This window comes from Kitasatospora sp. NPDC059648 (genome assembly GCF_042734825.1).
Classification (GTDB): domain Bacteria; phylum Actinomycetota; class Actinomycetes; order Streptomycetales; family Streptomycetaceae; genus Kitasatospora.
Genome location: NZ_JBHWDU010000024.1, coordinates 60,339 through 87,062 on the forward strand (window position 1 = coordinate 60,339; position 26,724 = coordinate 87,062).

A 26,724-nucleotide genomic window follows, 5' to 3' on the forward strand; every position below is an offset into this window, starting at 1 on the left:
GCCCGTCACCGTACGGACGCCCGAACGCCGCCGTTCCTCGTGCTCTCCCCAGCCTGGCGGCCGGGAGGTGCCCCCACCCGCAGTCGCTGGCTGATCACCTGGGAGATCCCGTCGCCCTTCATGGTCACGCCGTACAGCGCGTCGGCGGACTCCATGGTCAGCTTCTGGTGGGTGATCACGATCAGCTGGGAGCTCTCCCGCAGCTCCTCCATGATCCCGACCAGCCGGCGCAGGTTGGTCTCGTCCAGGGCCGCCTCCACCTCGTCCATGACGTAGAACGGGCTGGGCCGGGCCTTGAAGATCGCCACCAGCAGGGCCACCGCGGTCAGCGAGCGCTCGCCGCCGGAGAGCAGCGACAGCCGCTTGACCTTCTTGCCCGGCGGCCGGGCCTCCACCTCGACCCCGGTGGTGAGCATGTTGTCCGGGTCGGTCAGCACCAGCCGCCCCTCGCCGCCCGGGAAGAGCCGGGCGAAGACGCCCTCGAACTGGGCGGCGGTGTCGTGGTAGGCCGAGGTGAACAGCTGCTCGACCCGCTGGTCGACGTCCCGGACGATGTCCAGCAGGTCGCGCCGGCTGCGCTTGAGGTCGTCCAGTTGCTCGCCGAGGAACTGGTGGCGCTCCTCCAGCGCGGCGAACTCCTCCAGTGCCAGCGGGTTGACCTTGCCGAGCTGCTGGTACGCCTTCTCGGCGGCCGTCAGCCGCTTCTCCTGCTCGGCCCGGACGTACGGGTACGGCTTCCCCGGCTCCTGCCCCTCCTCAGGGGTGGACGGCGGGACGGGCTGGTCCGGCCCGTACGAGGCCAGCAGCTCGCCCCCGTCGATGCCGAACTCCTCCAGCGCGCGGGCCTCCAGCTGTTCGATCCGCAGCCGCTTCTCCGCCCGCAGCACCTCGTCCCGGTGCCCGGCATCGACCAGCTTGTCCAGCTCCTCCTTGAGACCGCGACCGTGCTCGCGGTGCTCCCGCAGCTCGGTCTCCCGCTCCGCGAGCGCCTGCTCGACGGCCGCGCGCCCGGCGTCGGCGCGGGCCAGCGACACCTCCAGGCAGGCCAGCAGCTGCCGGGCGCCCGCCGCGACGGCGTTCGCCACCCGGGCGTCGTGCTCGGCGCGCCGGCGACGCTCGGCGGCCCGGGCGCGCGCCTCGCGTTCGGCCCGGGCGGCCCGGTCCAGCTGGTCGGCCCGGCCGACCAGGGCACGGACCCGCTCCTCGTGGGTGCGCACCGCGAGCCGGGCCTCCAGTTCGGCCTGCCGAGCGGCGGAGGCCGCCTCGGCGAGGCGCTGCTGCTCGGCCCGGTCCGGCTCGTCCTCCCCCGCGTCGGCCGACTCCTCGGCCACCGCCAGCCGTTCGGCCAGCTCCTCGGCGGCGGCGAGAAGTTCGGCCAGGCCCTGCTCGGCCCGGGCGGCGGCGGCCGCCAGCCGCTCGGCCTCCCCGGCGGCGGCGCGGGCCTGGCCGCCGAGCCGGCCGAGGGCGCCCGCGACCTGGGCCCGGTCCTTCTCCGCCTGCCGCCGCAGCTCGCCGAGACGCTCGACCTCGGCCGCCGACTCCCGCCGCAGTTCGGTGAGTTCGACCAGCCGCTCGGCCGACTCGACGCAGCGCACGGTGAGTTCGTCGATCGCCCGGGCCGCCTGGTCCACCGCCGCCTGGGTCTCCAGCAGGCTGGGAGCGCCTCCGGAGCCGCCCTGGGCGAAGCCGGCACCGAGCCGGTCGCCCTCGGCGGTGACGGCGGACAGCCCGGGGCGTTCGGCGACCAGCCGCAGGGCGTGGTCCAGGTCCGCGACCACCGCCACCCCGGCCAGCCGGTGGCGCACGGCGGCGATCAACTCGGCCGGACCGTCCACCAGTTCGGCGGCCCAGCGGGCTCCAGCTGGCAACTCGCCGTTGTCGCGCGGGACTTCCGGCGCGCCCGCGACCAACAGCGCGGCCCGCCCGGCGTCCTGGGCGCGCAGCAGCCGCAGCGCCGCTGCTGCGGCGTCCGGAGAGTCGACGGCCACCGCGTCGGCGGCCGCCCCGAGCGCGGCGGCGACCGGCACCTCGTACCCGGTCTCGATACGCAGCAGCGCGGCGGCCGGCCCGAGCAGCCCGGTCAGCCGCTCCCCCGCGTCCAGCAGGGCACCGGTGCCGTCCTTGCGGCGCAGCCCGAGCGAGAGCGCCTCGTGCCGCGCGGTGAGCCCGGCCCGCTCGCGCTCGACCGCCCCGGCCTCGTCCCGGGCGGCGGCCAGTTCCCGTTCGACCTCGGCCAGCCGGGCCCGGGCCTGCCGGTGCCCGGCCTCGGCCTGCTCGTCCTCCCCGGCCAGGCCGTCCACCTGCTGCTGGAGCTCGTCCAGTTCGCCCTGAGCGGCCTCGGCCCGCAGCAGCGCCTCGTCTCTGGCCTCGGTGAGTCGGCCGATCTCGGCCTCGGCCGAGCCGGCCCGGGAGCGGGCGGCGGCCGCCTGCCCCTGCAGCCGGGCCAGTCCCTCGCGGCGGTCCGCGATGGCCCGGGCGGCGTCCCGCAGCCGGCGTTCCTCGGCGGCCAGCCCGCGCTCCAGCTCGCCCTTGCGTTCGACGGCCTCGGCCAGCGCGTACTGGGCCTCCTCCAGCGCCTCGGCGAGGGCGGCCTCCTCCTCGCGGACCCGCTCGGCCTCCCGTTCCAGCTCCTCCGGGTCCCGGCCGCGCCGCTCCTCGGCCGTGCCGCCGGCGACGGCGTGCCGGGCCCGGGCCTCGGCCAGCCCGACCGTGCCGCGGGTGCGTTCGGCGAGCGCGGAGAGCCGGTACCAGGTCTGTCGGGCCGCCTCCAGGCTCGGGCCGAGCTGCTGGACCTGCGCCTCCAGGACCCGCTCGCGCTGCACCGCGCGGGCCAGTTCCTGTTCGACGGTGGTGCGGCGAAGCCGCAGCGCGAGCTCGTCGGCGACCTCGGCCTCGACGGCCCGGCGGAGGGTGAGCAGGTCGTCGGCGAGCAGCCGCAGCCGGGCGTCGCGCAGGTCGGCCTGGATGCCGGCGGCACGGCGGGCGATCCGGGCCTGCCGGCCGAGCGGCCCGAGCTGGCGGCGCAGTTCGCCCACCAGGTCCTGGACTCGGTTGAGGTTGGCCTGCATCGCGTCCAGCTTCCGCAGCGCCTTCTCCTTGCGCTTGCGGTGCTTGAGGACGCCGGCCGCCTCCTCGATGAAGGCACGCCGGCCCATCGGGTCGGCGTGCAGGACGGAGTCGAGCTGGCCCTGTCCGACGATGACGTGCATCTCGCGGCCGATGCCGGAGTCGGAGAGCAGTTCCTGGATGTCCAGCAGGCGGCAGGTCTCGCCGTTGAGGGCGTACTCGCTGCCGCCGTTGCGGAACATGGTCCGGGTGATCGTCACCTCGGCGTAGTCGATCGGCAGGGCGCCGTCGCTGTTGTCGATGGTGAGGCTGACCTCGGCGCGGCCGAGAGGGGCGCGCCCGCTGGTCCCGGCGAAGATGACGTCCTCCATCTTGCCGCCGCGCAGCGACTTGGCCCCCTGCTCGCCCATCACCCAGGACAGCGCGTCCACCACGTTGGACTTGCCGGAGCCGTTCGGCCCGACCACGCAGGTGATGCCCGGCTCGAAGCGGAGGGTGGTACTGGAGGCGAAGGACTTGAATCCGCGCAGCGTCAGACTCTTCAGGTGCACGCGGCCGGTCTCCTCAATCGCTCACGACGGGAACCGACTGTATCCGGAGTCCGACACGACGAAGGGACGCCACATCAGGGCGTCCCTTGCAAAGCTGCGTCCCTTTCGGGGCGGCTCAGTGCACAGCGGCGTCGATCTGTGAGGACCGGGAGCGGGGCTCAGGTCAGAGCCGGCTCCCGCTGATCCAGATCGATGCTGTTGAGCAGCGAGTGCTCGCCAGCGACAGCGGTCAGAGCGTCGTTCTCAGCCTGCATCCGAAGGAGCTCGGCTTCAAGGTCCTGGACGCGCTGCTGAAGCCGCCGCATCTCGGAGAGCATTCGCGGGTCGGGGCCGCCGACGTACCCGAGAAGCGCCTTTGCCATGATGAATGGTCCTCCACGCTGAGTGACCGAACCGGAACGGTACAGGTCTAGGGGGAAGGGGGACGCACGCGCGGCGCGCACCCGGAGTGCTGGCTGGGCACTACGGCACAACCACCGTGAGCTGGGCTCACGAGGGCATGCGCCTGCCGGAGAACGCGATCGTGTGCGCGGGCTTCAAGCGTCTCACCAAAGACGGTACGGGTCAACACGATCACCGCACGCTACCGCGCCCCTGTCACCTGCCCGGCGGTGTCGTCACGCCTGGGGGTCTCGGGCCCGGGTCCACCACGTGCTCGTGGATCATCGTTCGATGCGGAGTCAACCACGAGTCTGCCCGAATGGCAACCGTATGACACCGGCGGTTGCCGATCATTTCCGCGAGGCTCCGGCGTGGGGCCTGGAAACCGGGGCTCAGCGGATCTCGAAACCGTCGTAACCTGCGCCGACGGCGGTCCAGATCTCGGTCACACCGCTCACCGCACCGGGCGTGTCGGGGCCGCGCAGCAGGGCCAGCAACAGCTCGCAGTCGGCGGCCAGGCCCTCGGCCACCACCTGGACCCGGCCGTCGCCGAGGTTGCTGGCGTAGCCGGTCAGGCCGATCTCCAGCGCCCTCGCCCTGGTCCACCAGCGGAACCCGACCTGCTGGACCCTTCCCCGGACCCAGGCGGTCACCCGGACCGGTTCATCACTGTGGGCATCGCGACCGTGCATGCCCCGACCCTAGGGCCTGTCCGGTCACGGCTCCACCGGGCCCCCGACCGTCCGGCCGGGGTGTGGACCCGGCGTGCGGCTCGCCGCCGTGGGCCTCCGGGCGCAGGTGCGGCAGACCCGGGCCGGACGAAGGGGCGGTTGCCGCAGACCAGCTCGCGCACAGACCAGCTCGCGCACAGACCAGTTCGCGCCCCGCCGGCAGCGCCCCCTTCTCACCGGCCACCTGCAGTGCCACCCGTCGCCCGGCCCCGCCCGAGGACTGCGAACGGCCCCGCCGGAGGAACCGGCGGGGCCGTCGGATCAGGCTCGGATCAGCGGATCACCAATCGTCGCCACCGCCGCCGAAGTCTCCGCCGCCGCTCCAGTCGCTGCCGCTGAAGTCGGCGGCGTTGAAGTCGGCCCCGGTGTAGTCGCCGCCCTCGTACTGGTCCTGGTAGCCGCCGTGGCCGCCGTGGCCGCCGTCCATCATCGGCGCCGCGGCGTAGGCCGGGCTGCTCATCATCGAGCCGAGCATGGTGCCGACCAGCAGGCCCGGCAGCAGACCGCCGCCGCCGAAGCCGCTGTAGTAGCCGCCCGCGTACGGCGCGTAGGCCGGGCCGGCGTTCCAGTACGGCTGCGGGCCGTGCTCGGTGTCGACGGTGCGCACCGCCGGGTCGAGGCCGGCCGCCACCCGGTCCGCGTCGGCCTGGCAGACCGGAACGGGACGGGCGGAGCCGCCGACCGGGGCCCAGTCGACGTCCTTGACGGACGGGCCGTGCCGCGGGTCCATGAAGCACGGGGGACGGCGCTCGGGCAGCGGGCGCTTCTCACGCCGGGCCGCCAGGGTGGCCAACTGGAACCGGCCGTCCTCGATCGCCTCGGTGACCTGCTTGACGTCCTCGGGCTTCCTCGCCTCGCCCATCAGCCGCTTGGACTTCTCGTAGGAGTCCAGCGCGTGGCTGTAGTCGGTGCGCTGGGCGTCGTCCGCGTCGGGGGCGCCCGGGTTGAAGTCGAGCCGTTCCAGCTCCACGCCGAAGGCGGTGATGTCCTCGTCCACCACGCGGCGCAGCTGCTCCAGCTCGGCGCGGGCCTGCTCCTCCTTGCGCTTCTTGGCGCGGCGGAAGAGGAAGAAGACGCCGGCACCGGCTAGGGCCACCAGCGCGACCGGGATGACGACCCAGGCGATCGAGGTGCTGTGGTTGACGCCGGTGCCCTTGGTCTGCGGGGCGGCCTGGTCGACGAAGTCGTTCAGGGTGGCGTCGATGTCGCCCTTGTCGGCGCGGGAGACGGCGCCCCCGATCCGGTCCGCGACGCCGGCGCCCATCGCGCCGCGGTCGGAGCGGGCCATGAAGCCGCTGGTGCCGCGCCACACGCCGTAGACGCCGTCGATGCCCACCAGGGTGCGCAGGTCCGTGAGGACGGTGTCCTTGTTGGCGGCGTCGGGGACGACCGCGATGAAGATCGGCTTGTCGGCCTTCTCGATCTTCTTGGTCAGCGCGTCCGCCTGGGCCTGACTGAAGCGGTCCTGCATCGTGGGGGCGACGTAGACCTGGCCCTTCTTCAGAGTGGCCGCGGCGTCGCTCAGCCCGCCGGCGGCAGAGGCCGCGGGGGCGAACAGCATCAGCAGCCCGAGCAGCGCCGCCACCAGGGCAAGTGGCCCGGCGCCCCGGGAACGTCGTGCAAGGGTTCTCATGTCCCCGACGCTACCGTGACCGGCGGCAGAGCACGGCATACCCTTCGCATACTGGTTGTGACAAGATTCCCCGCCGTCCGCCGGGTCGGCTCCCCTCCTCGCGGATGAGATTTCCCCGGGTGAACCCTGAGACGGCTGGGAGGCGGGAACCGCGGGTGGCGGCCGGACGTACGTCCCGGCGGGCGCGGGCGGTTGGGGGGCGGCCGAGCGGGGCGGCCGAGGGGGCGTCCCGACGCTACCGCGCGAACGGGCACACTGGACCCGGACCGCCGGTCCATTGCCTTTTCTTGACCCAACCCGATCGGAGCGCTCGGTGATCATCGGCCTCGTCACGGCCGTGGCGGCATCCGCCTGCTACGGCACCGGCTCGGTCCTGCAGGCCGTCGGATCCCGCCGCTCGGCCCGGGAGGAGGCGGCCAAGGGCGCCACCACCTCGACCACCGAACACGGCGGGCCGAGCCTGTCCTCCACCGCCAAGGCCGCCGTCACCTGGGAGTTCATCCTCGGCACGGTGCTCGATCTGATCGGCTTCGGGCTCGGAGCGCTGGCCGCCCGTCTGCTGCCGCTGTTCCTCTCCCAGACCATCATCAGCGCCAACCTGGTGATCACCGCGGTGCTGAGCATCAAGCTGCTGGGCATCCGGCTCAAGCAGCTGGAGTGGGCCTCCATCGGCGTGCTCTGCTCGGCGCTGGTGCTGCTGGCCGTCTCGGCCGGCCCCGAGGGCGGCCACCACGCGTCGACGGCCTTCCACTGGGGCCTGCTGGTCATCACCACCGTGCTGCTGGCCGGCGGCAGCCTGCTGGTGCGCCGGATGGGGTCCAAGGGTGCGATCGTCGCCGGTCTGCTCTCCGGTCTCGGCTTCGGCGCCCTGGGCGTCGGCGTGCGGATCCTGGACGGCCTCGACCCCTTCCAGCTCGGCACGCTGCTCTCCGACCCGGCGCTGTACGCCGTCCTGATCGGCGGCCTCGGCGGCATGTACGTGCACACCGTGGCGCTGCAGATCGGGTCGGTCAACGGCGCCACCGCCGCGCTGGTGGTCGGCGAGACGGTGCTGCCCGGCGTGGTCGGCGTGCTCTGGCTCGGGGACTCCTCCAAGGCGGGCATGGGCTGGCTCGGCGTGGTCGGCTTCCTGCTCGCCGTGGTCTCGGCGGTAGGCGTCGCCTACTTCGGCCAGAGCGACCACGGCGCCCTGGGCGAGGCGGCCGCCGACCACCCGGAGCTCGCCCACAAGTAGCGCGGCCCCTCGGCCCCCGCCGCTCAGCCCCCGCCGCGCGGCCGCGGCACGGGCTGGCAGCGGGGGCAGAAGTAGCTGGAACGGTTCATCCAGGCGGCCCGCCGGATCGCGGTGCCACAACGGCGGCAGGGCTCGTGCTCCCGGCCGTAGGCGTCGAGGTCCCGGGAGAAGTAGCCGCTCTCGCCGTTCACGTTGACGTACAGGCTGTCGAAGCTGGTGCCGCCCACGGCCAGCGCCGCCGTCATCACGTCCCGGGCGTTGGCCAGCAGCAGCGCGGCCTGCGGGCGCGTGACGGTCGCGGTCGGCCGGTCGTAGTGCAGCCTGGAGCGCCACAGCGCCTCGTCGGCGTAGATGTTGCCGACGCCGCTGATCAGGGTCTGGTCGAGCAGCGCGCGTTTGACGGTGGTGCGCCTGGCGCGCAGCGCGGCCACGAAGGCCGCGTCGTCGAAGCGCGGGTCGAGCGGGTCGCGGGCGATGTGCGCGATGGAGACGGGCGTGCCCTCCGGGTCGCCCTCCTCGGCCTCCTCGACGGCCAGGCCGCCGAAGGTCCGCTGGTCGACGAAGCGCAGCTCGCGCCCGCCGTCGGTGAAGCGGAGCCGGACCCGCAGGTGGGTCTCGTCCGGTGCCGACGGGTCCTGGACGAGGAGTTGGCCGCTCATCCCGAGGTGGCCGATCAGCGAGAAGCCCGTACCGCTGCCGCCGAGCGGCACCCAGAGGTACTTGCCGCGGCGCTGGGCGGTGCCGAGGGTGGTGCCGGTCAGCCGGGCCGTGAAGTCGGCGGCGCCGGCCGGCTGGCGGCGCACCGCGCGCGGGTGCAGCACCTGGACGTCGCCGACGGTCCGCCCGGCGACCCAGTTCGCCAGACCGCGGCGGACGACCTCGACCTCGGGGAGTTCGGGCACGGGAAGGGGCCTCCTGCTTCGAAGGGATCGGCAGGAGTGAAGGCTACTTCTTCGTCAGGCGCCCGCGGGCAGCCGGTCGGCGTACTTCTCCTTGATCGCACGCCAGGCGCTCTCGGCGGCCTTCTGCTCGGCTTCCTTCTTCGAGCGGCCGATGCCGCTTCCGAAGTCCTCGCCGGCCACCCGGGCCGCCGCGGTGAAGGTCTTCTCGTGGTCCGGGCCGGACTCCATGACCACGTACTCGGGCACTCCGATGCCCACCGAGGCGGTGAGCTCCTGGAGGCTGGTCTTCCAGTCCAGGCCTGCGCCCAGCTGAGAGGACTCCTCGATCAGCGGGTCGAACAGCCGGTGGACGAACTCGGTCGCCGCCTCCAGACCGCGGTCCAGGTAGATGGCCCCGATCACGGCCTCGACGGTGTCGGCGAGGATCGACGACTTGTCGCGGCCGCCGGTGCCCTCCTCGCCCTTGCCGAGCCGGATGAACGCGCCGAGGTCCAGACCCCGGCCGACGTCCGCGAGCGCGCGGGAGTTGACGACCGCGGCGCGCAGCTTGGCGAGCGTGCCCTCCGGGACGTCCGGGTGGACGCGGTAGAGGGTGTCGGTCACCACGAGGCCCAGCACCGAGTCGCCGAGGAACTCCAGGCGCTCGTTGGTGGGCAGACCACCGTTCTCGTACGCGTACGAGCGGTGGGTCAGGGCACGTACCAGAAGGGCGCGCTCAAGCGTGTACCCGAGGCGCCCTTCCAGGACGTCGTATTCGGTCGAAGCCGGCCCGCCGGCCTTGCCGCTGCCCGAAGAACCCTTCGAGGCAGAGGACGCCTTGCGGGTGGAGTTACCGTCCGACATCGATCCGTGCACCCCGCCGATCAGACCGAGAGGACCTGGCGACGGTTGTACGTGCCGCAGCTCGGGCACGCGATGTGGCCCAGCTTCGGCTCGTGGCAGCGGTCGCACGCCACGAGGGCCGGAACGACGGCCTTCCAGTTGGACCGGCGGTGGCGCGTGTTGCTGCGCGACATCTTCCGCTTCGGAACAGCCACGGCTACTTCTCCTGGTTCTCGGCGAGACCCTCACGGGTGTCGCTGTTCTTGATTCCCCGCCGCAGATCAGCGGCTTCGCCACGGGCCTCGTCGCCGGAGTCGGCGGAGAGTCCCTGCAGAGCCGCCCACCGGGGGTCGACGGCGTCGTGGTGGTGCGCCGGGTCGTCGCTCAGGCGCGCTCCGCACTCGGAGCACAGGCCCAGGCAGTCTTCCTGGCACACCGGCTGCAGCGGCAGTGCGAGCACCACCGCGTCACGCAGCACCGGCCGGAGGTCGAAGAAGTCGCCCTCCAGACGGTAAGTCTCTTCTTCCGAGTCCTCGTCGAGGTCCTCGGTCCCGGTGGTCCGGGCGCGGTGACGCTCGTCGGACTCCGGGTAGTAGTACAGCTCCTGGAAGTCCACGTCGACGTCGAACTCGACGGGCTCCAGGCACCGGACGCACTCGCCCTCGACGTGGGCTTCGGCGGTGCCGGTGACCAGCACGCCCTCGACCACGGACTCCAGGCGGAGCTCCAGCTCGATCGGGCTCTTCTCCGGGACGCCGATCACGTCGATGATCCCGAAGCCCTCGGGGGCCTCCAGGGTCCGGCTCACCTTGCGCATCGCGCCCGGACGACGGCCCAGCTCGTGCGTGTCGAACACGAGGGGGTCGCGGTGGTCGAGGCGGTTCAAGGTGTCCTGACTTCCATAGGAATCAACGCTGTGGTCCCCATCACCAGTCGACCTTGCGCGGGCAAGCCGACAGCCGGACATGGGGATGCCGGAGTGGTCAGACTACCGGAGTCTCCCGCCAGGCCCAACTTCGGGCCCGTCAGGAGACTCCCGCCCGGCCCCCCCGGGGTTGCTCAGCGGCCGCCGAGCTCCCGCAGCCGGGTCATGTCGATCATGCTGGTGTCGAAGAAGCTGGTCTCGTCCAGGCCCTGCTGCTGCGGCGGCACGGCCGGGGGCAGGGCGGGCTGCTGCGGGTAGTTGTAGCCGTCGTACGGCTGGGCCGCGTAGCCGTCCTGCTGCTGCGGATAGCCGTAGCCGCCCTGCTGCTGGCCCTGGTGCTGCTGGCCCTCGTAGTGGGGCTGCTGCTGCGGGTAGCCGCCCTGCTGGTGGCCCCATTGGGTGTTGTACGGATCGCCCTGGACGGCCGGGTCGAAGCCGCCGCCGTACACCTCGGCGTACTGCCCGACCTGGTGCTGCCCGGTCTGGTGCCCGCCGTCGTGGGGCTGCCCGCCCTGGTGCTGGGCGGCGGCCGCGTACTGGTCGGCACCGGGGGCCTGCCAGCCGGCCGCGTCCGGGGTCTGCTCGGGCCAGGTCTGCTGCTGCGGGACGTCCTCGCGGTACCAGGCGATGTCGGAGCCGTCGGCCTCGGCCTCCGCGGCGAAGCCGGCGGCCACCGCCTCGGCGCGCTCCTTGGCCTGCTGGGCCTCGTCGGCGGCGGCCAGGTACGCACCCAGCTCATCGATCGGCTTCTTGCCGAGCAGCTTGTCGCGGCCCTTGCCGACCGCCTCCAGGGTGGCGCTGAGCACGTTCTCCAGGGTGGCCAGCTTCACGTCGACGTACTCGTCGACCTCGGGGCTCGGGCTGGTCCGCTGCGGCCGGAACTCCTCGCCGTCGCTCTCGCCCTCGGCCTCGAAGGCGCCGGCGTCGCCGCGCAGCTTGGTCCGGCCGCGGCCGACCGCGCCGAGCGTCTTGGTCAGCACGACCTCGAAGTTGGCGAGCTTGCTGTCCACGTAGTCGTCGGCCTCGGCGCGCTGGGTCTCGACGTCGGCGCGGGCCTCGGCCAGGATCCGGTCGGCCTCGGCCTGGGCCCGGCGGACCACCTCGGTGTCGGAGATCAGCGAACCGCGCTCGGCGTGCGCACCCTGGATGATCCGGTCCGCCTCGGCCTGGGCGCCGGCCACCACCTGCTCGTGGTCGGCCATCACCGACTGGGCCTGGGCGAGTTCGGCGGGCAGGGCCGCCTTGAGGTCGTTGAGCAGGCCGATCAGTTCGGCCCGGTTCACCACGCAGGAGGCCGACATCGGCATCGAGCGGGCGTTCTCGACCGCCGCCACGATCTCGTCGACCTTGTTCTGCACGTCCACGGGGCTTCGTCTTTCCGTGTGCCGCCGACGGTCCGGCGGAGGCAGGCCCGGCGCGGTGGACCTCACCGCAGGGCAGGAATACAGACTTTACGGCCCCCGTGCGGCGACCTCACAACGCCTGAGCCGATCCCGCCTCCGCGTCCGCGGACAAACAGTGACGAACCAGCAGAAAAGGACGAACCCCGCAGTCCGGCCCCGCCGCTCCCCCTACTGCTCGGCCTTGCGCTCCGCGATCCGCTCGACCAGCCGGCGGTGCACCGTCTCGGGCAGTAGGTGCGAGACGTCGCCGCCGTACGAGGCGACCTCCTTGACCAGCGTCGAGGAGAGGAAGCTGTACGTCGGGGAGGTCGGCAGGAACAGCGTCTCCACGCCGGTCAGGCCGTGGTTCATCTGGGCCATCTGCAGCTCGTAGTCGAAGTCGCTGACCGCGCGCAGGCCCTTGATGATCGCGGGGATGCCGCGCTCCCGGCAGAAGTCCACCAGCAGGCCGTGGTGCGACTCGACCACCACGTTCCCGAACTGGGCGGTGACCTCCTCGATCAGGGCGATCCGCTCCTCGATGGTGAACATGCCCTGCTTGTTCCGGTTGATCAGGACCGCGACATGCACCACGTCGTAGAGCTTCGAGGCCCGCTCGATGACTTCGAGGTGGCCGTTGTGGATCGGGTCGAACGAACCGGGGCAGACGGCTCGGCGCATGGCGTGTGTGCTCCCTCGTGGGGTGACGGCTGCTGCGGGCCGCGGCCCGCTACTCGTGATCGCTGGCCTCGGCGGCGGCGCGACCGTACCAGAGCGTGCCCTCGCCGTAACGGCGCGAGCGCAGCACCTCGAAGCCCTCGGGCCAGCCGAACTCGCCGCCACGGGTGCTGCGCTCCACGGTGACGAGTGCGTCCTCCGCGAGCCAGCCCCCAGCCGACAGTGTGATCAGCATCTCGCGCACCTCCGCGTCCGTCACGGCATACGGCGGGTCGAGGAAGACCAGGTCGTAGGGGGCCTGCGGAGGCGGCCCGGCGATCACCTTCTCCGCCTTGGCGGCCCGCACCTCGGCGCCCGGCAGGCCGATCGTCCGGACGTTCTCCCGGATCACCCGGGCCGCCTGGCCGTCCGCCTCGACCAGCAGGACGTGCTCGGCGCCGCGCGACAGCGCCTCCAGGCCGACCGCGCCCGAGCCGCCGAACAGGTCCAGCATCCGGGCCCCGTGCAGGGTGCCGCGGAAGGCCTCCAGCGTGGAGAACATCGCCTCCCGGGCCTTGTCGGAGGTCGGACGGGTGCCCCGGCCGGGCGGTACGGCCAGCCGGCGGCCGCCGGCCGACCCGGCGATCACGCGGGTCATGGTGGTGGAAGGTCCTTTCGTCGCTGCCCGACCACGCTATCCCGCCCCGAGCCGAAGGGGCGCGCCGGTGCCGAAAGGGAGAAGCGAGGGAGCGACGGAGGAGCAAGGGAGCGCCGACCGTCGACACCGGGTCCGAGCGCCCCGGAGGCGAGCGGGCGAGCAGCGGGTCCCGAGCCGAAGGGGCGCGCCGGTACCGAAAGGGAGAAACGAGGGAGCGACGGAGGAGCGAGGGAGCGCCGACCGTCGACACCGGGTCCGAGCGCCCCGGAGGCGAGCGGGCGAGCAGCAGGCCCCGAAGCCCCACCGGTGGAGCGGCGGGGCCCCGGGGGTCAGCGCGTCAGCTCGCCTCGGAGCCCGCCGACTGGGCCGGGACCGCCGCGCCGAGCAGGGCCGGCGAGGCGTAGCGGGACCAGGACAGGCAGCCGTCGGGCGGGCAGAACTCGGGGCGGCGCGGGTCGTGCCCGAGCTCGCGCAGCTTGGTCCGGACGGAGTCGGGGGTGCGGCCGAAGCGGGCGGCGATCCGGGCGACGGTCTCGCCGTCGTGGAAGCGCCGGACCAACTCCTCCTCGTGCTGCGGCACCCAGGGGGCGCCGTGGCCGGGGTACAGCTCGCGCAGCACGTCGCGGTCGGGGATGGGCTCGGAGACGTCGGCGACGATCGCCAGCGCCCGCAGCGCGCGGTTCAGCGCGATCCGCAGCGAGGCGACGTCCTCGACCGGCAGGCGGAGCCTGCCGGAGGCGAGCGGCGTGGCGGCCGCCCCCTCGCGCCAGCCGGCCAGGGTGAGGGTGACCTCGCGGTCGTCGTCGCTGGCGAGTTCGATCCGGAAGACCTTGTCGCCCAGCGGGAGCTCGTTGAGATGACGGAATGCCATGGCAGGACCCCCAAGTGTCGCGCCAGGTACGCACCTTGAGGGTGCGCCCTGAACAACTACATTCTCTCGCGGGGGTCTGACAGTCCGGCCTCGCCGAGGCCGCTCAGCCCTTCTCCATGTAGGCCGCGCGGTCCTCGTCGAGCAGGCTCTCCAGCGCGGTGCGCAGCTCCGGGTGGGCGGCCAGGTCCGGGTCCTCGGCGACCAGCCGGGTGGCCTCGGTCCGGGCGGTGAGGATGACCTCCTCGTCCTCCAGCACCGAGAGCACCTTGAGCGAGGACTTCACCCCGGACTGCGCCTGGCCCAGCACATCGCCCTCGCGGCGCTGTTCGAGGTCGATCCGGGAGAGCTCGAAACCGTCCAGGGTGCCGGCCACCGCGTCCAGCCGGCCCCGGGCGGCGCTGCCCCCGGGCATCTCGCTGACCAGCAGGCACAGGCCCGCCGCGCTGCCCCGGCCGACCCGGCCGCGCAGCTGGTGGAGCTGGGAGACGCCGAAGCGGTCGGCGTCCATGATGACCATCACGGTGGAGTTGGGGACGTTCACGCCGACCTCGATGACGGTGGTGGCGACCAGGACGTCCACCTCCCCCGCCGCGAACCGGCGCATCACCTCGTCCTTGGCCTCCGGGGCGAGCCGGCCGTGCAGGATCTCCACCCGCAGGCCGCTCAGCGGTCCCCTCACGAGCATCTCGGCGGTCTCCACCACCGAGAGCGGGGGCCGCCGTTCGTCGCTCGCGGCGCCGGCGTCCGCGACCTCCTCGAAGTCCTCCTCGGCCGCCCTGCGCTTCTTCCTGCCGTCCTTCGCCGGGGCGGCCGGCTCCTCGTCCCCGATCCGGGGGCAGACCACGTACGCCTGGTGGCCCTTGCCGACCTCCTCCCGGACCCGCTCCCATGCCCGGGTGAGGAAGTTGGGCTTCTCCAGCGCGGGCACGACGTGGGTGGAGATCGGCGAGCGGCCGGCCGGCAGCTGGTCCAGGACGGAGGTCTCCAGGTCCCCGAAGACGGTCATCGCGACGGTGCGCGGGATCGGGGTGGCGGTCATCACCAGCAGGTGCGGCGGCTGCTCGCCCTTGGCGCGCAGCGCGTCCCGCTGCTCGACGCCGAAGCGGTGCTGCTCGTCCACCACGACCAGGCCGAGGTCCTGGAACTGGACCTTGTCCTCGATCAGCGCGTGGGTTCCGATGGCGATCCCGGCGTCCCCGCAGGCCATGTCCAGCAGCGCCTGGCGGCGGGCCGGGACGCCCATCGAGCCGGTCAGCAGCACCACCCGGGTGCCGAGGTCGGAGCCGCCGAGCATGCCGCCCTCGGCGAGGTCGCCCATCATCTCGACGATCGAGCGGTGGTGCTGCTGGGCGAGCACCTCGGTGGGCGCGAGCAGGACGGCCTGGCCGCCGGCGTCCACCACGGCGAGCATGGCACGCAGCGCGACCAGGGTCTTGCCGGAGCCGACCTCGCCCTGGAGCAGCCGGTGCATCGGGTGCTCGGTCGCCAGGTCGGCGGCGATCTCGGCGGAGACCTTCCGCTGGCCCTCGGTGAGGGTGAACGGCAGCCGGGCGTCGAAGGCGTCCAGCAGTCCGCCCGCACGGGCCCTGCGCGGCTTGGCGGGCAGGGCGGAGTCGGCGGCCCGGCGCTGCGCGAGGGCGACCTGGAGGACGAAGGCCTCGTCCCAGCGCAGCCGGCTCTGGGCGCGTTCGCGGTCGGCCTGGCTGCGCGGGCGGTGGATCAGCTCTAGCGCCTCGGGCAGCGGGATCAGGTCGTGCCGCTCGCGCAGTTCGGCGGGCAGCGGCTCGCCGACGTCGCCGAGGTGCTTGGTGAGCGCGGTCTCGATGCAGATGGACAGCTTCCAGCTGGGCATCTGCGCGCTGGCGCCGTACACCGGGATGAGACGGCCGGCGAACTGCTCGGCCGCGTCCGAACCGGCGTCCTCGTCGAGCAGCTGGTAGTCGGGCGAGACCAGCTGGCGGGTGCGGTTGAAGACGCCGACCTTGCCCGCGAACAGGCCCTGGGCGCCGGCCCTGAGCTCCTTCTGCCGCCAGCCTTGGTTGAAGAAGACCAGCGAGAGCCGGCTGCGGCCGTCGGTGACGACGACCTCCAGCCGGTCGCCCTTGCGGCCGCGGAAGGGGATCAGGGTGACCTTCTCGATCCGGGCCAGCACCGTGACGTGCTCGTCGGTCTCCAGCTCGTCCAGGCTGGTGAGCTGGCCGCGTTCGACGTAGCGGCGCGGGTAGTGGTGCAGCAGGTCCCCGACCGTGCGCAGCTTGAGGCTGTCGGCGAGCACCTTCGCGGTGCGGTCGCCGACGAGTTTGGTCAGTGGTTCATCGAGAGCGCCCATCAGGCCCTTGTTTACACCACGGCACCGACGAACCGGGCGCTCTCACCCGCCCGCTCGCCATCGGGGCGGCTCACTCGACCCCGATGAGCAGCGGCGTGGACTCCTGGCCCCCGTGGAACACCACCGAGTCCACCTCCGGCCGCTGCTGGCGGACGTGCGCCACCAGCCGGTCGGCGAGCGCCCGGTCGGCTCCCTCGCCGAGGATCAGGGTGACGAGTTCGCCGCCCGCGCCGAGCATCCGGTCCAGCACGCTCTCGCCGACCTCGGCGAGCCCGGCGCCGATCACCGCGACGTCGCCGTCGATCAGGCCGAGCACGTCACCGGCCTGGCAGACCCCGGCCATGGTCCAGGACTCCCCCTCGGCGACGGCCAGTTCGGCGTACCGGGTGGCCCCGGCGGCGGAGGTCATGGCGACCACGTCCTCGTCGAAGCGCCGGCCGCCCTCGTGCACGGCGAGTGCGGCGAGGCCCTGCACCGGCGAGCGGGTGGGCAGTACGGCGATCCTCACGCCCTCCTCGCGCAGTTGGTCGGCGGCGGCCCCGGCGGCGGCGCGCAGTTCGGGGTCGTTGAGCAGCAGCACCACCTCGCGGGCGGCCGAACCCCGCACCGCGTCGGCGAGTTCGGCGCTGGCCGGCCGGCGGTCCGGGTCGGCGTGCAGGACGACGGCGCCGGCCTGTTCGCACAGTTCGGCCAGCCCGTCGCCGGAGACCACGGAGAGCACCGCGCGGGCCCGCTCCTCGCGTTCGCCGCGCTCGGCGGCGCTGCCCGCCCGGGCGGCGGCCTCCGCGAAGTGGGTGATCCGGATCTGGTGCGGGCGCCCGGCCTCGACCCCGGCCTCCACGGCGGCGCCCGCGTCGTCCACGTGGACGTGCACGTTCCACAGGCCGTCGCCGCCGCCGATCACCAGCGAGTCGCCGAGCCGGCCGAGCCGCTCGCGAAGCCCGGGCAACGCCGCGTCGGGCGCGTCCAGCAGGTAGATGACCTCGAAGGCGGGGTGGCCGGGGCCGGAAGGGCGCAGGTGCACCTCGCAGCTCTCCGCCACTCGGACGTCTCCGCGCAGCGCGACCGGCCCCATCGGCTGCTGCCCGGCGACGGCGTCGGCGAGCGCGCCGAGGACGGCCACCAGACCGCGCCCGCCGGCGTCCACCACCCCGTTCTCGGCCAGCACGGCGAGCTGCTCGGGGGTGTGCCGCAGCGCGTCCCGGGCGGCCCGGTGGGCGGTGTCGGCGACCTGCGCGAGCCCGTCCCCGGCCCGTACCGCCTCGCGGGCGGCGACCCGGGCGACGGTGAGCAGGGTGCCCTCGACGGGCTCCGCGACGGCCTGGTACGCGGAGTCGGCGGCCTGCTGCAGGGCGGCCCGCAGTTGGTCGGCGCCGCCGCCCTCGGCGAGCTTCTCGGCGGTGCCGCGCAGCCACTGGGCGAGGATCACCCCGGAGTTGCCGCGGGCGCCGACCAGCGCGCCGCGGGCCATCGCCCGGACGGTGTCGGCCAGTCCGGGAGCCGGGTCGGCCCCGGCGCCGGCGAAGCGGCTCTCCACCTCGGCGGCGGCGGACTCGACGGTCAGGTAGAGGTTGGTGCCGGTGTCGCCGTCCGGGACCGGGTAGACGTTGAGCGCGTCGATCTCCTCGCGGGCCTGGCCGAGCGCGCGCAGGGCGAGCTGGCACCAGGTGCGCACGGCCGGGGCGTCGAGCGTGTGCAGCACCAGGTCTCCTCCGGATGGGTCGCCGATATGGCCTGTGGAGCTGCAGCACATCGAATGCAGCGGCGGGGGGTGGTACCCGCAGGTTATCGGGGGCCGGGCAGGGGTGCCCGGACCGGCGACCGAAGCGATCACTCGGCCGGTCATGGTAGTTTCGTGGGACGGAAGCAAGCGTTGTATGCTCTTCCGGTTGCCTGGAACCGTCCAGGCTCACCCCCCTGGTCCGGTCTGGTTCACGCGAGTGCTCCGGTGGGTGGGCGGGGTTTTCGAAAGTAACTGATCTGAAGTCTTGGAGTGACTCCTGTGGCTGCCAACTGCGACGTCTGCGGCAAGGGGCCGGGCTTCGGCAACAGCATCTCCCACTCTCACCGCCGTACCCCCCGTCGTTGGAACCCCAACATCCAGACGGTGCGCGCTGTGATTGGGCGGACGCCGAAGCGGCTCAACGTCTGCACCTCGTGCATCAAGGCCGGTAAGGTCTCGCGCTGACGCGCAGACCGGCATGCCGGTCCTCCAGTGAGTCGGTTCATCCCCGGATGGGCCGGCTTCGCTGTTTCCGGGGCCGGTCACGCTTTCCGGACGCACCGGTGATGGGCGGACCCCCTCCAGGGGCCCGCCCATCGCTGCGTTCCGGCTCGGGCGTGTCGTGTGCTTCCTCGCCGGGGCCGCCGGAACCCGCGAGGCGCGCCCTCAGCGCCAGCGCCAGGCGTGGTCGACCGGACCGATCCCGGCGCCCAGGGCGAAGCCCCCGGCGATCGCACCGGTGATGTACTCCTTGGCCGAGCCCACCGCCTCGGGCAGCGACTCGCCCTTGGCCAGGCCGGCCGCGATCGAGCTGGCCAGGGTGCAGCCGGTGCCGTGGGTGTGCCGGTTGTCGTAGCGCGGCGCGCGGTACCAGTGGACCTCGCCGGGCCCCCCGTACAGCAGGTCGGCGGCCTCGCCCGCCAGGTGGCCGCCCTTGACCAGCACCCAGCGCGGCCCGAGGTCCAGCAGCGCGGCGGCGGCGGCCAGCATCTGGGACTCGTCCTCGACGGTCCGGCCGGTGAGCTGGGTCACCTCGTGCAGGTTGGGGGTGACCACGGTGGCGACCGGCAGCAGCCTCTCCCGGACGGTGGCCACCGCCTCGGCGGCCAGCAGCGCGTCCCCGTGCTTGGAGACGCCGACCGGGTCGACCACCACCGGGGCGTCCACGCCGGAGAGCAGGTCGGCCACGGTCTCGACCAGTTCGATCGAGGCGAGCATGCCGGTCTTCACGGCCTGCACCCCGATGTCGTCCACCACGCTGCGGAACTGCGCCCGGACGGCCTCGGCGGGCAGTTCCCAGTAGCCCTGGACGCCGAGCGAGTTCTGCGCGGTGACGGCGGTGATCACGCTCATGCCGTGGACGCCGAGGGCGAGCATCGCCTTGAGGTCGGCCTGGATGCCGGCGCCGCCGCCGGAGTCGGAACCGGCGACGGTGAGGACGCGCGGGGGTGCAGTGGAAACCATGTACCCCAACCTACCTGCGGCGGTTCAGAGCACGGCCTCGGATTCCACCCAGCGGTCCTCCGGCACGGTCTTCAGCCGGGTCACCGCCCGGCCGATCGGCAGCAGCTCGATGCCGGTCCGGCGCAGCGCGGTGAAGTGCCCGAACGCGCCCTGGTGGACGGCCTCCACCGCGTGCCAGCCGAAGCGGGTGGCGAGCACCCGGTCCCGGGCGATCGGGGTGCCGCCGCGCTGGGTGTGGCCGAGGATGACCGGGCGGGCCTCCTTGCCGAGCAGGTCCTCCAGTTCGTGGGCGAGCCGGTTGCCGATCCCGCCGAAGGTGCGGTGGCCGTACTGGTCGACGCCGCCGTGGTCGAAGCGCATGGTGCCGGGCATCGGGGCGGCGCCCTCCGCGACGGCGATGATGGCGAACTTCTTGCCGCGGTCGAAGCGGTCCTCGACCATCCTGGCCACCGCCTCGATGTCGAAGGGCTTCTCCGGGATCAGGATGCCGTGGGCGCCGCCGGCCATGCCCGCGGTGAGGGTGATCCAGCCGGTGTGCCGTCCCATCAACTCCACCACCATGACGCGCTGGTGGGACTCGGCGGTGGTCTTCAGCCGGTCGATCGCCTCGGTCGCCACGTGCACCGCGGTGTCGAAGCCGAAGGTGACGTCGGTGGCCTCAATGTCGTTGTCGATGGTCTTGGGCACCGCGACGACCGGCAGCCCGGCGTCGCTGAACATCTTGGCGGCGGTCAGCGTCCCCTCGCCGCCGATCGCGATCAGCGCGTCGATGCCGACGTCCCGGGCCAGCGTCCTGGCGTTCTCCACCGCCCAGGCGATCCGGTCGCGCTGCACCCGGGCCGAGCCCAGGATGGTGCCGCCGAGGGTGAGCAGACCGGTGACGTCGTCGTGCGAGACCGGCCGGGTGCGGCCCTCGATCAGGCCGAGGAAGCCGTCCTGGATGCCCACGATCTCGTCGCCGTGGACGTCCGTGCCCCGATGCACGACCGAGCGGATCACCGCGTTGAGGCCTGGGCAGTCGCCGCCGCTGGTCAGTACACCGATGCGCATGTGTGGTGTGCTCCCGCTCGCAGGGGATCGGACCGCCCGCACCGGACGGCGGGCGGGCTCGGATGCCGCAAGCCTACGCAAAACGCTTCCTGGAAGCCCGCCGCCGCAACGCCCGGAGCGCCACGCGCCGTACCGGCGTCCACGACCCGTCAGCCGTACGCCGTACCCCGCTCGGCGAAGTGCGTCACTCGGAGAAGTGGTCCCAGCCGCCGACCCGGTCCCAGGGTGCGCCGTCGACCGTCACCCGGCCGCTGCGCGAGCCCCGAGGGCGGCCGGTCACCTCACCCACCACCCGCCAGCGGGAGGGGAGTTGGATCCCCCGCGGGAAGGTCGCCACGATCGCGTGGTCCTCGCCGCCGGACAGCACCCAGACCAACGGGTCCACCCCGACCGCCTGTCCGATGTCGGCCATCTGCGCCGGGACGTCGAAGTCGGCGGCCTTGAGGTCGATGTCCACCTCGCTGGCCCGGGCCACGTGGCCGAGGTCGGCGACCAGCCCGTCGCTCACGTCGATCATCGAGGTCGCGCCCAACTCGGCCCCGGCCGGGCCCGCGTGGTACGGCGGCTCGGGCCGGCGGTGCGCCTCGACGAAGGCGCGCGGCGAGCGGAAGCCGCGCTGCAGCACGGTCAGTCCGGCCGCCGACCAGCCCAGCCAGCCGCTCACCGCGACCACGTCGCCGACCTGGGCGCCGGAGCGCGTCACCGCCGCGCGCCCCTGGAGGTCGCCGAGCGCCGTGATCGCCAGCGTGACGGTGTCGCCGCGCACCACGTCGCCGCCGACCACCGTCGCCCCGGCGACCTGGCACTCGTCGCGCAGCCCGTCCATCAGCTCGGTGGCCCAGGTGGTCGGCAGGTCTGCCGGGGCGACCAGTCCGAGCAGTATCGCGGTCGGCACCGCGCCCATCGCGGCCACGTCGGCGAGGTTCTGGGCGGCGGCCTTGCGGCCCACGTCGTAGGCCGTGGACCAGTCCCGGCGGAAGTGCCGGTTCTCGATCAGGACGTCCGTGGTGGCCACCACCCGACCGTCCGGGGCCTTCACCACCGCGGCGTCGTCCCCGGGGCCGAGGTCGACCGCGTCGGTGAGCGGTACCCGGGCGGTCAGCTCCCTGATGAGGCCGAACTCGCCGAGCTCGCCCACGGTCCCCTGCATCTGCCGTCCTCTCGCCTTTCCTCCCCGGACGGCACCGCCGTCCGGAATCCAGCCCCCGTCGCTCCCCCCCGCGCGCAGCGTACGCCCTTCGGAGGTGCGGAAGTCTCCCCTCCCCGGCCCGCTGCGCGGTAGCGTGGTGATCAGCCTGCCGGTGAGCCCGCATCCACCCCTGCGCCAGACCGGGCGATACGGCGGCGATCCCCCCAAACCGGCCGCCGGGAGGTCACCCGTGGTACAGGCATACATCCTGATCCAGACCGAGGTAGGGAAGGCCACCGCGGTGGCCGAGACCATCTCGAAAATCCCCGGCGTGCTCACGGCCGAGGACGTCACCGGGCCGTACGACGTGATCGTCAAGGCCGAGGCCGAGACGGTGGACGACCTGGGCCGCATGGTGGTCGCCAAGGTCCAGAAGGTGGAGGGCATCACCCGCACCCTCACCTGTCCGGTGGTCCACCTGTAGCCCCGGCTACCATCGGCGGGTGGCCAGAGAACTCCGCATCCCCAAGGCGTTGACCGCGCTTCCCGCGCCGGTCCGCTGGCTGGCCGTGCCCGTGGCGCTGACCTGCACCGTGGTGGCGCTGGTCGGCAGTTGGAGTTCGGCCGACCCGGCCGTCGAGGTGCCGCAGCCCTCCGGCCGGGCGGCCGGCTACTGCCGGGCCTTGGCCGCCGCGCTGCCCCGGGAACTGCTCGGCCACGCCCGCCGGGACCCGTCGCCCGCCTCGCCGTACGTGGCCGCCTGGGGCAACTCGCCCCGGACGGTGCTGCGCTGCGGAGTCGACCGGCCGGAGGAGCTGGACGGCCCGCACGCCGCGGACTGGTCCCCGACCGTCGACGGCGTCACCTGGTGGTCGCAGAAGCTGGGCGACGGCGGCTACCGCTTCGTGACGACCATGCGCGCCGCGTACGTCGAGGTGACCGTCCCGGCCGGAGCCGCGCAGAACGCCTTCGACCCGGCCGCCGCGCTGACCCCGGTCGTCAAGGCCAGCATCCCCGGCTGAGCACCCGCCCCGAGCCGGAGGGGCGCACCGGCGGACGACGGGGCGGCCCGGGAGTCCGGCCCGCCCCGCGACGCGCTACCGGAGGCCGGTCGAGCGGCGCAGCGCGCTCTGCAGCAGCCGGTCGATCAGCTCCGCGTACGAGACCCCGCTGGCCTCCCACATCTTCGGATAGGCGGAGATCGGGGTGAAGCCCGGCATGGTGTTGATCTCGTTGATCATCCAGCTGCCGTCCTCCAGCAGGAAGAAGTCCACCCGGGCCAGGCCCTCGCAGCCGAAGGCCTCGAACGCGGCCACCGCCTGGCGCCGGATCTCCGCGACCTCCTCGGCGGTCAGCTCGGCCGGGATCCGGACCTCGGAGGAGTCGATGTACTTGGCCTCGAAGTCGTAGAAGTCGAAGCCCTCGCCGACCAGCACCTCGGCCGGGACGCTGGCCCGCGGGCCGTCCTCGAACTCCAGCACGCCGCACTCGATCTCGCGGCCGGAGACACCCGCCTCGATGATCAGCTTGGGGTCGTGGCGGCGGGCCTCCTCGATCGCGGCGTCCAGCTCGGCCAGGTCCCGGACCTTGGTGATGCCGATGCTGGAACCGGCCCGGCAGGGCTTCACGAACACCGGCAGGCCGAGCTCGGCGACCCGCTCGCGCACGTCGGCACGGCCCTGCTCGGTCTCCCACTCGCGCGGCCGCACGACCGTGTAGTGGCCGACGCCCAGGCCGTGCGAGGCCAGGATCCGCTTGGCGAACTCCTTGTCCATGCCGGCCGCGCTGGCCAGCACGCCGTTGCCGACGTACGGGACGCCGGAGAGCTCCAGCAGGCCCTGGAGGGTGCCGTCCTCGCCCCAGGGGCCGTGTAGCAGCGGGAACACCACGTCGACCTCGCCGAGGGCCTTGGGGGCGCTTCCCGGCTCGCTCAGCAGCACCTCACGGCTGCCCGGGGAGACCGGCAGCGCGACCTGCCCGTCGACGGCCTCGGCGACGTGCGCCACGTCCGGCAGCCTGCCGTCGGTGATCGCCATCCGGGCCGGCTCGTCGCTGGTCAGCGCCCAGCGGCCCTCGTGGGTGATGCCGATCGGCAGCACGTCGTACTTCTCGCGGTCGATCGCCCGCAGAACGCTGCCCGCGGTCGAGACCGAGATCGCGTGCTCGGAGCTGCGCCCGCCGAAGACCAGCGCCACGCGCGGCTTCCGGGCGGACGGGTTCGGGGAGGTCTGTTCGATGCTCATATCGGGTTTGAGACTACCGTGCGACGTGTTTCCGGGAAGTCAACGCCCGGCCGGAGGGGCCGAGGCGTCACGGCCGGGGGTCCGCACGGCGACGCCCCCGGCCCCGCGACCGCCTCGGCCCCGCGACCGCCTCGGTGCCGCTCCCCCTCGGCGCCGCTCCGCCTCAGCGCCGCTCCGCCTTGGCCGAGCGCGACATCAGCGCCTGCAGCGCCTCCTGGGTCGGCCGCCCGTTGTGCACCACGTCCACCACGGCCTCGACGATCGGCATGTCGACTCCGCTGCGGCGGGCCAGGTCCAGCACCGACTCGCAGGACTTGACGCCCTCCGCGGTCTGCCGGGTGGCCGCGATGGTCTCGGCCAGCGACATGCCCCGGCCCAGGTTCATGCCGAAGGTGTTGTTGCGCGACAGCGGCGAGGAGCAGGTGGCGACCAGGTCGCCCATCCCGGCCAGCCCCGCGAAGGTGTGCGGGTCGGCGCCGAGCACCTCGCCGAGCCGGGTGGTCTCGGCCAGCCCGCGGGTGATCAGCGTCGCCTTGGTGTTGTCGCCGAGCCCCATGCCGGCCGCCATGCCGACGGCCAGGCCGATCACGTTCTTGACCGCGCCGCCGAGTTCGCAGCCGACCACGTCGGTGTTGGTGTACGGCCGGAAGTACGGCGTGTGGCAGGCCGCCTGGAGCCGCTTGGCGACCGACTCGTCGGTGCAGGCCACCACGCTGGCGGCGGGCTGCCGGTTGGCGATTTCCTTGGCCAGGTTGGGCCCGCTGACCACCGCGACCCGCTCCGGGCCGACCTTGGTGACCTCGTCGATGACCTCGCTCATCCGCTTGGCGGTGCCGAGTTCGATGCCCTTCATCAGGCTCACCAGCACGGTCTGCGGCTCGATCAGCGGCGCCCAGGCGGCCAGGTTGTCGCGCAGCGTCTGCGAGGGCACCACGAGCACCGCGAAATCGGCCCCGGCCAGCGCCTCGGCGGCGTCGGTGGTGGCCCGGACGGAGTCGGGCAGCCGGACGCCCGGCAGGTAGTCCGGGTTCTCGTGGGTGGTGTTGACGGCGTCCACCAGCTCCTGGCGGCGGGCCCACAGCACGACCTCGCAGCCCGCGTCGGCCAGCACCATCGCGAACGCGGTGCCCCACGAGCCGGTCCCCATCACGGCGCAGCGGGTCACCGGCCCACCCCCTCACCGTCGTTGTCGCCCGGGCCGCCCTTGGCCCGGCGGCGCTCGGCCAGCGCGGCGGCGGCCCGTTCGCGGGCGGCCTTGCGCATGTCGTAGCGCTCGGCCGGCGGCTGCTCGCCGCGGATCCCGGCCAGTACGGCGGTGATCGCCGCCATGATGTCCTCGGTGGCGTCGTTGAGCACCTGGGCGGTGAGCTCCTGGCCCTGGTACTTGCTCAGGTCCACCGCCGGCCCGGCCGCCACGGTCACCCGGTGCCGCGGGAAGAGGTTGAACTTGCCCTTGCCGTAACCGGCCCGGCCGTACGGCGGGATGATCTCGTGGGCGCCCCAGTGCGCGACCGGGATGACCGGCGCACCGGTCATCAGCGCGACCCGGGCGACGCCGTTCTTGCCGGTCATCGGCCACAGGTCCGGATCCCGGGTGAGCGTTCCCTCCGGGTAGAACTGCACGCACTGGCCGTTGTTGACGGCGTCGATCGCGGCCCGGAATGCCTGCGCGGCGTCGGTGGACTCGCGGAACACCGGAATCTGGCCGGTCTTGCGGAGCATGAATCCGATGAAGGGAATCGAGAACAGCGAGGACTTCCCGAGAATCCGCGGCGGACGCCCGCTGTTGTACTGCCAGTGCGCGTAGATCACCGGGTCGATGATCGAATTGTGGTTCACCGCGGCGATGAAGCCGCCGTCCTTCGGAATGTGCTCCCAGCCCCGCCAGTCGGGCTTCACCAGGGCGGTCGTCACCGGCTTCACCAGCACGGCCGCGAAGCGGTACCAGATGCCGTAGTCGGCGTTGCCGAACTTGGCGTACGAGCGGCGGGCCACCCCAGCTCCTTCTCTTTCGATGCGGCACGTGGGGTGCCGCGGTCATAGCCTCCCGGTGCCTCGCACCACTGCGACCGGGGCCCGGCGCACGGGCGCGGAACAGTGTCGCCCGCCTGCTCACCGGCTGTCGAGCGGCCTCGCCAACCCGCCGGGCGGGCGTGATCAAACGCACGTCCGCACAGCTCGGACGGCCTGGCGAGGGCTCCGGGACCGGCGTCACAATGACGCCGATGACCCAGGACACCGTACGCCCCAGCGTGACCGTCGCGCCCGCCGCACCCGCCGCCGACTGGTCGCTGGTGCTGCCGCTCAAGCCACTCGCCCTGGCGAAGAGCCGACTGGCCCCGTACGCGGGGCCGCACCGGGCCGGTCTGGCCCTGTCCTTCGCCCTCGACACGGTCACCGCCGCGCTGGCGACCCCTGGCGTCGCGCGCGTCCTGGTGGTCACCCGGGACGCCGCCGCCGGCGCCCGGCTGGCCGCGCTCGGCGCCGTGGTCGTCGCGGACGAGCCCGGCGGCGGCCTCAACCGGGCGCTGGCGCACGGCGCCTCGGCCGCTGTGGCGCTCGCCCCGCGGGCACCGCTGGCCGTCCTCTCGGCCGACCTGCCGGCCCTGCGCCCGGCCGAACTCGCCAGGGTGCTGGGCGCGGTGCCGACGGACGGGCGGGCCTTCCTGCCCGACTCCCCCGGCCTGGGCACCACCCTGCTGGCCAGCGCCCCCGGCCGTCCGCTCTCGCCCGCCTTCGGAGACGGCTCACGGGCCCGGCACGCGGCCGGCGGGGCGCTCGAACTGCGCCTGACGGGCGTGGAGTCCGTGCGCCGGGACGTCGACACCGGCACCGACCTCGACGAGGCGGCGGCGCTCGGTCTCGGCCCGTACACCCGTGCGCTGTTCGCCCGGATGAGTCGTTCCTGATCCCCGCCCGACGCCTTGCGCACCCGTTCCCGGGGCGCTCCTGACCGGCGGACCCGTGCGGGCC

25 protein-coding genes are annotated in these 26,724 nt (G+C 73.4%); 5 read left to right on the forward strand and 20 right to left on the reverse strand.

Annotation, left to right across the window (positions count from 1 at the left end; translation table 11 throughout):
- Positions 1-5: 5 nt before the first annotated feature.
- The 4 genes from smc to ACFV1W_RS17080 form a co-directional block, all read right to left on the reverse strand.
- The gene (gene smc, locus ACFV1W_RS17065) at positions 6-3,617 is read right to left on the reverse strand and encodes a chromosome segregation protein SMC (protein ID WP_380417299.1); all 3,612 of its coding nucleotides are present in this window, start codon (positions 3,615-3,617) and stop codon (positions 6-8) included.
- Between the two features lie 158 nt (positions 3,618-3,775).
- Positions 3,776-3,979: a hypothetical protein gene (locus ACFV1W_RS17070; protein ID WP_270143783.1), complete on the reverse strand. Its 204-nt coding sequence runs from the start codon at positions 3,977-3,979 to the stop codon at positions 3,776-3,778.
- 411 nt (positions 3,980-4,390) lie between these two features.
- Positions 4,391-4,690 (reverse strand): acylphosphatase, encoded by a 300-nt coding sequence (locus ACFV1W_RS17075; RefSeq protein WP_380417300.1) that lies wholly within the window; start codon positions 4,688-4,690, stop codon positions 4,391-4,393.
- 319 nt (positions 4,691-5,009) lie between these two features.
- Positions 5,010-6,362 (reverse strand): hypothetical protein, encoded by a 1,353-nt coding sequence (locus ACFV1W_RS17080; protein WP_380417302.1) that lies wholly within the window; start codon positions 6,360-6,362, stop codon positions 5,010-5,012.
- Positions 6,363-6,675: 313 nt separating this feature from the next.
- On the opposite strand from ACFV1W_RS17080, the gene ACFV1W_RS17085 reads away from it, so the two are divergent.
- On the forward strand, positions 6,676-7,596 hold the full coding sequence (locus ACFV1W_RS17085) for a hypothetical protein (RefSeq protein WP_380417304.1): 921 nt from the start codon (positions 6,676-6,678) through the stop codon (positions 7,594-7,596).
- Positions 7,597-7,619: 23 nt separating this feature from the next.
- Here ACFV1W_RS17085 and mutM read toward each other — a convergent pair whose 3' ends face one another.
- The 10 genes from mutM to ACFV1W_RS17135 form a co-directional block, all read right to left on the reverse strand.
- On the reverse strand, positions 7,620-8,498 hold the full coding sequence (mutM, locus tag ACFV1W_RS17090) for a bifunctional DNA-formamidopyrimidine glycosylase/DNA-(apurinic or apyrimidinic site) lyase (RefSeq protein WP_380417305.1): 879 nt from the start codon (positions 8,496-8,498) through the stop codon (positions 7,620-7,622).
- A gap of 54 nt (positions 8,499-8,552) precedes the next feature.
- On the reverse strand, positions 8,553-9,341 hold the full coding sequence (gene rnc / locus ACFV1W_RS17095; RefSeq protein WP_380417307.1) for a ribonuclease III: 789 nt from the start codon (positions 9,339-9,341) through the stop codon (positions 8,553-8,555).
- A gap of 20 nt (positions 9,342-9,361) precedes the next feature.
- Positions 9,362-9,535, reverse strand: coding sequence for a 50S ribosomal protein L32 (gene rpmF / locus ACFV1W_RS17100; RefSeq protein ID WP_030056747.1), 174 nt, complete (start codon positions 9,533-9,535; stop codon positions 9,362-9,364).
- A 2-nt stretch (positions 9,536-9,537) separates the two neighbouring features.
- Positions 9,538-10,206 (reverse strand): YceD family protein, encoded by a 669-nt coding sequence (locus ACFV1W_RS17105; protein ID WP_380417309.1) that lies wholly within the window; start codon positions 10,204-10,206, stop codon positions 9,538-9,540.
- 173 nt (positions 10,207-10,379) lie between these two features.
- A complete protein-coding gene (locus ACFV1W_RS17110) occupies positions 10,380-11,609 on the reverse strand; it encodes an ATP synthase F0 subunit B (RefSeq protein ID WP_380417311.1) in 1,230 nt (409 codons plus the stop codon).
- A 207-nt stretch (positions 11,610-11,816) separates the two neighbouring features.
- A complete protein-coding gene (gene coaD, locus ACFV1W_RS17115; protein ID WP_380417312.1) occupies positions 11,817-12,308 on the reverse strand; it encodes a pantetheine-phosphate adenylyltransferase in 492 nt (163 codons plus the stop codon).
- A 49-nt stretch (positions 12,309-12,357) separates the two neighbouring features.
- Positions 12,358-12,942, reverse strand: a complete 585-nt coding sequence (gene rsmD, locus ACFV1W_RS17120) for a 16S rRNA (guanine(966)-N(2))-methyltransferase RsmD (protein WP_380417314.1) — start codon at positions 12,940-12,942, stop codon at positions 12,358-12,360.
- Between the two features lie 337 nt (positions 12,943-13,279).
- Positions 13,280-13,813 carry a hypothetical protein gene (locus ACFV1W_RS17125; protein ID WP_380417316.1) on the reverse strand — a complete coding sequence of 178 codons (534 nt, stop codon included), beginning with the start codon at positions 13,811-13,813 and terminating at the stop codon, positions 13,280-13,282.
- 103 nt (positions 13,814-13,916) lie between these two features.
- Entirely contained in the window at positions 13,917-16,142 is a 2,226-nt protein-coding gene (recG, locus tag ACFV1W_RS17130) for an ATP-dependent DNA helicase RecG (RefSeq protein WP_380417317.1), read from the reverse strand.
- Positions 16,143-16,212: 70 nt separating this feature from the next.
- The gene (locus ACFV1W_RS17135) at positions 16,213-17,895 is read right to left on the reverse strand and encodes a DAK2 domain-containing protein (RefSeq protein WP_380417319.1); all 1,683 of its coding nucleotides are present in this window, start codon (positions 17,893-17,895) and stop codon (positions 16,213-16,215) included.
- A 249-nt stretch (positions 17,896-18,144) separates the two neighbouring features.
- Here ACFV1W_RS17135 and rpmB point away from each other — a divergent pair, with 249 nt between their 5' ends.
- On the forward strand, positions 18,145-18,330 hold the full coding sequence (rpmB, locus tag ACFV1W_RS17140; protein ID WP_014138233.1) for a 50S ribosomal protein L28: 186 nt from the start codon (positions 18,145-18,147) through the stop codon (positions 18,328-18,330).
- A 201-nt stretch (positions 18,331-18,531) separates the two neighbouring features.
- Here rpmB and thiD read toward each other — a convergent pair whose 3' ends face one another.
- The 3 genes from thiD to ACFV1W_RS17155 form a co-directional block, all read right to left on the reverse strand.
- On the reverse strand, positions 18,532-19,329 hold the full coding sequence (gene thiD / locus ACFV1W_RS17145) for a bifunctional hydroxymethylpyrimidine kinase/phosphomethylpyrimidine kinase (protein ID WP_380417320.1): 798 nt from the start codon (positions 19,327-19,329) through the stop codon (positions 18,532-18,534).
- A gap of 24 nt (positions 19,330-19,353) precedes the next feature.
- Complete coding sequence (locus ACFV1W_RS17150) at positions 19,354-20,379, reverse strand: ATP-dependent 6-phosphofructokinase (protein WP_380417321.1); 1,026 nt, start codon at positions 20,377-20,379, stop codon at positions 19,354-19,356.
- A 184-nt stretch (positions 20,380-20,563) separates the two neighbouring features.
- Entirely contained in the window at positions 20,564-21,529 is a 966-nt protein-coding gene (locus ACFV1W_RS17155; protein ID WP_380417323.1) for a thiamine-phosphate kinase, read from the reverse strand.
- A gap of 229 nt (positions 21,530-21,758) precedes the next feature.
- Between ACFV1W_RS17155 and ACFV1W_RS17160 the strand changes: the two genes are divergently transcribed.
- Positions 21,759-21,992, forward strand: coding sequence for an Lrp/AsnC family transcriptional regulator (locus ACFV1W_RS17160; protein ID WP_380417325.1), 234 nt, complete (start codon positions 21,759-21,761; stop codon positions 21,990-21,992).
- A gap of 19 nt (positions 21,993-22,011) precedes the next feature.
- Entirely contained in the window at positions 22,012-22,530 is a 519-nt protein-coding gene (locus ACFV1W_RS17165) for a DUF3515 domain-containing protein (RefSeq protein WP_380417327.1), read from the forward strand.
- Between the two features lie 75 nt (positions 22,531-22,605).
- On the opposite strand, the gene ACFV1W_RS17170 is transcribed toward ACFV1W_RS17165, so the two are convergent.
- From ACFV1W_RS17170 to ACFV1W_RS17180, 3 genes are all read right to left on the reverse strand, one after another.
- Positions 22,606-23,751: a D-alanine--D-alanine ligase family protein gene (locus ACFV1W_RS17170; protein ID WP_380417329.1), complete on the reverse strand. Its 1,146-nt coding sequence runs from the start codon at positions 23,749-23,751 to the stop codon at positions 22,606-22,608.
- 163 nt (positions 23,752-23,914) lie between these two features.
- Entirely contained in the window at positions 23,915-24,898 is a 984-nt protein-coding gene (locus ACFV1W_RS17175) for an NAD(P)H-dependent glycerol-3-phosphate dehydrogenase (protein WP_380417361.1), read from the reverse strand.
- A gap of 14 nt (positions 24,899-24,912) precedes the next feature.
- Positions 24,913-25,746, reverse strand: coding sequence for a lysophospholipid acyltransferase family protein (locus ACFV1W_RS17180; protein ID WP_380417331.1), 834 nt, complete (start codon positions 25,744-25,746; stop codon positions 24,913-24,915).
- A 230-nt stretch (positions 25,747-25,976) separates the two neighbouring features.
- On the opposite strand from ACFV1W_RS17180, the gene cofC reads away from it, so the two are divergent.
- Positions 25,977-26,660: a 2-phospho-L-lactate guanylyltransferase gene (gene cofC / locus ACFV1W_RS17185; protein ID WP_380417332.1), complete on the forward strand. Its 684-nt coding sequence runs from the start codon at positions 25,977-25,979 to the stop codon at positions 26,658-26,660.
- The last annotated feature ends 64 nt before the right edge of the window (positions 26,661-26,724 follow it).

Bases quoted from the DNA above. Each gene is read 5' to 3' on its own strand.
- ACFV1W_RS17070 (WP_270143783.1), bottom strand. From the start codon at position 3,979: ATGGCAAAGGCGCTTCTCGGGTACGTCGGCGGCCCCGACCCGCGAATG.
- ACFV1W_RS17075 (WP_380417300.1), bottom strand. From the start codon at position 4,690: ATGCACGGTCGCGATGCCCACAGTGATGAACCGGTCCGGGTGACCGCC.
- ACFV1W_RS17080 (WP_380417302.1), bottom strand. From the start codon at position 6,362: ATGAGAACCCTTGCACGACGTTCCCGGGGCGCCGGGCCACTTGCCCTG.
- rnc (WP_380417307.1), bottom strand. From the start codon at position 9,341: ATGTCGGACGGTAACTCCACCCGCAAGGCGTCCTCTGCCTCGAAGGGT.
- coaD (WP_380417312.1), bottom strand. From the start codon at position 12,308: ATGCGCCGAGCCGTCTGCCCCGGTTCGTTCGACCCGATCCACAACGGC.
- rsmD (WP_380417314.1), bottom strand. From the start codon at position 12,942: ATGACCCGCGTGATCGCCGGGTCGGCCGGCGGCCGCCGGCTGGCCGTA.
- ACFV1W_RS17125 (WP_380417316.1), bottom strand. From the start codon at position 13,813: ATGGCATTCCGTCATCTCAACGAGCTCCCGCTGGGCGACAAGGTCTTC.
- recG (WP_380417317.1), bottom strand. From the start codon at position 16,142: ATGGGCGCTCTCGATGAACCACTGACCAAACTCGTCGGCGACCGCACC.
- ACFV1W_RS17135 (WP_380417319.1), bottom strand. From the start codon at position 17,895: ATGTGCTGCAGCTCCACAGGCCATATCGGCGACCCATCCGGAGGAGAC.
- thiD (WP_380417320.1), bottom strand. From the start codon at position 19,329: ATGGTTTCCACTGCACCCCCGCGCGTCCTCACCGTCGCCGGTTCCGAC.
- ACFV1W_RS17150 (WP_380417321.1), bottom strand. From the start codon at position 20,379: ATGCGCATCGGTGTACTGACCAGCGGCGGCGACTGCCCAGGCCTCAAC.
- ACFV1W_RS17155 (WP_380417323.1), bottom strand. From the start codon at position 21,529: ATGCAGGGGACCGTGGGCGAGCTCGGCGAGTTCGGCCTCATCAGGGAG.
- ACFV1W_RS17170 (WP_380417329.1), bottom strand. From the start codon at position 23,751: ATGAGCATCGAACAGACCTCCCCGAACCCGTCCGCCCGGAAGCCGCGC.
- ACFV1W_RS17175 (WP_380417361.1), bottom strand. From the start codon at position 24,898: ATGGGGACCGGCTCGTGGGGCACCGCGTTCGCGATGGTGCTGGCCGAC.
- cofC (WP_380417332.1), top strand. From the start codon at position 25,977: ATGACCCAGGACACCGTACGCCCCAGCGTGACCGTCGCGCCCGCCGCA.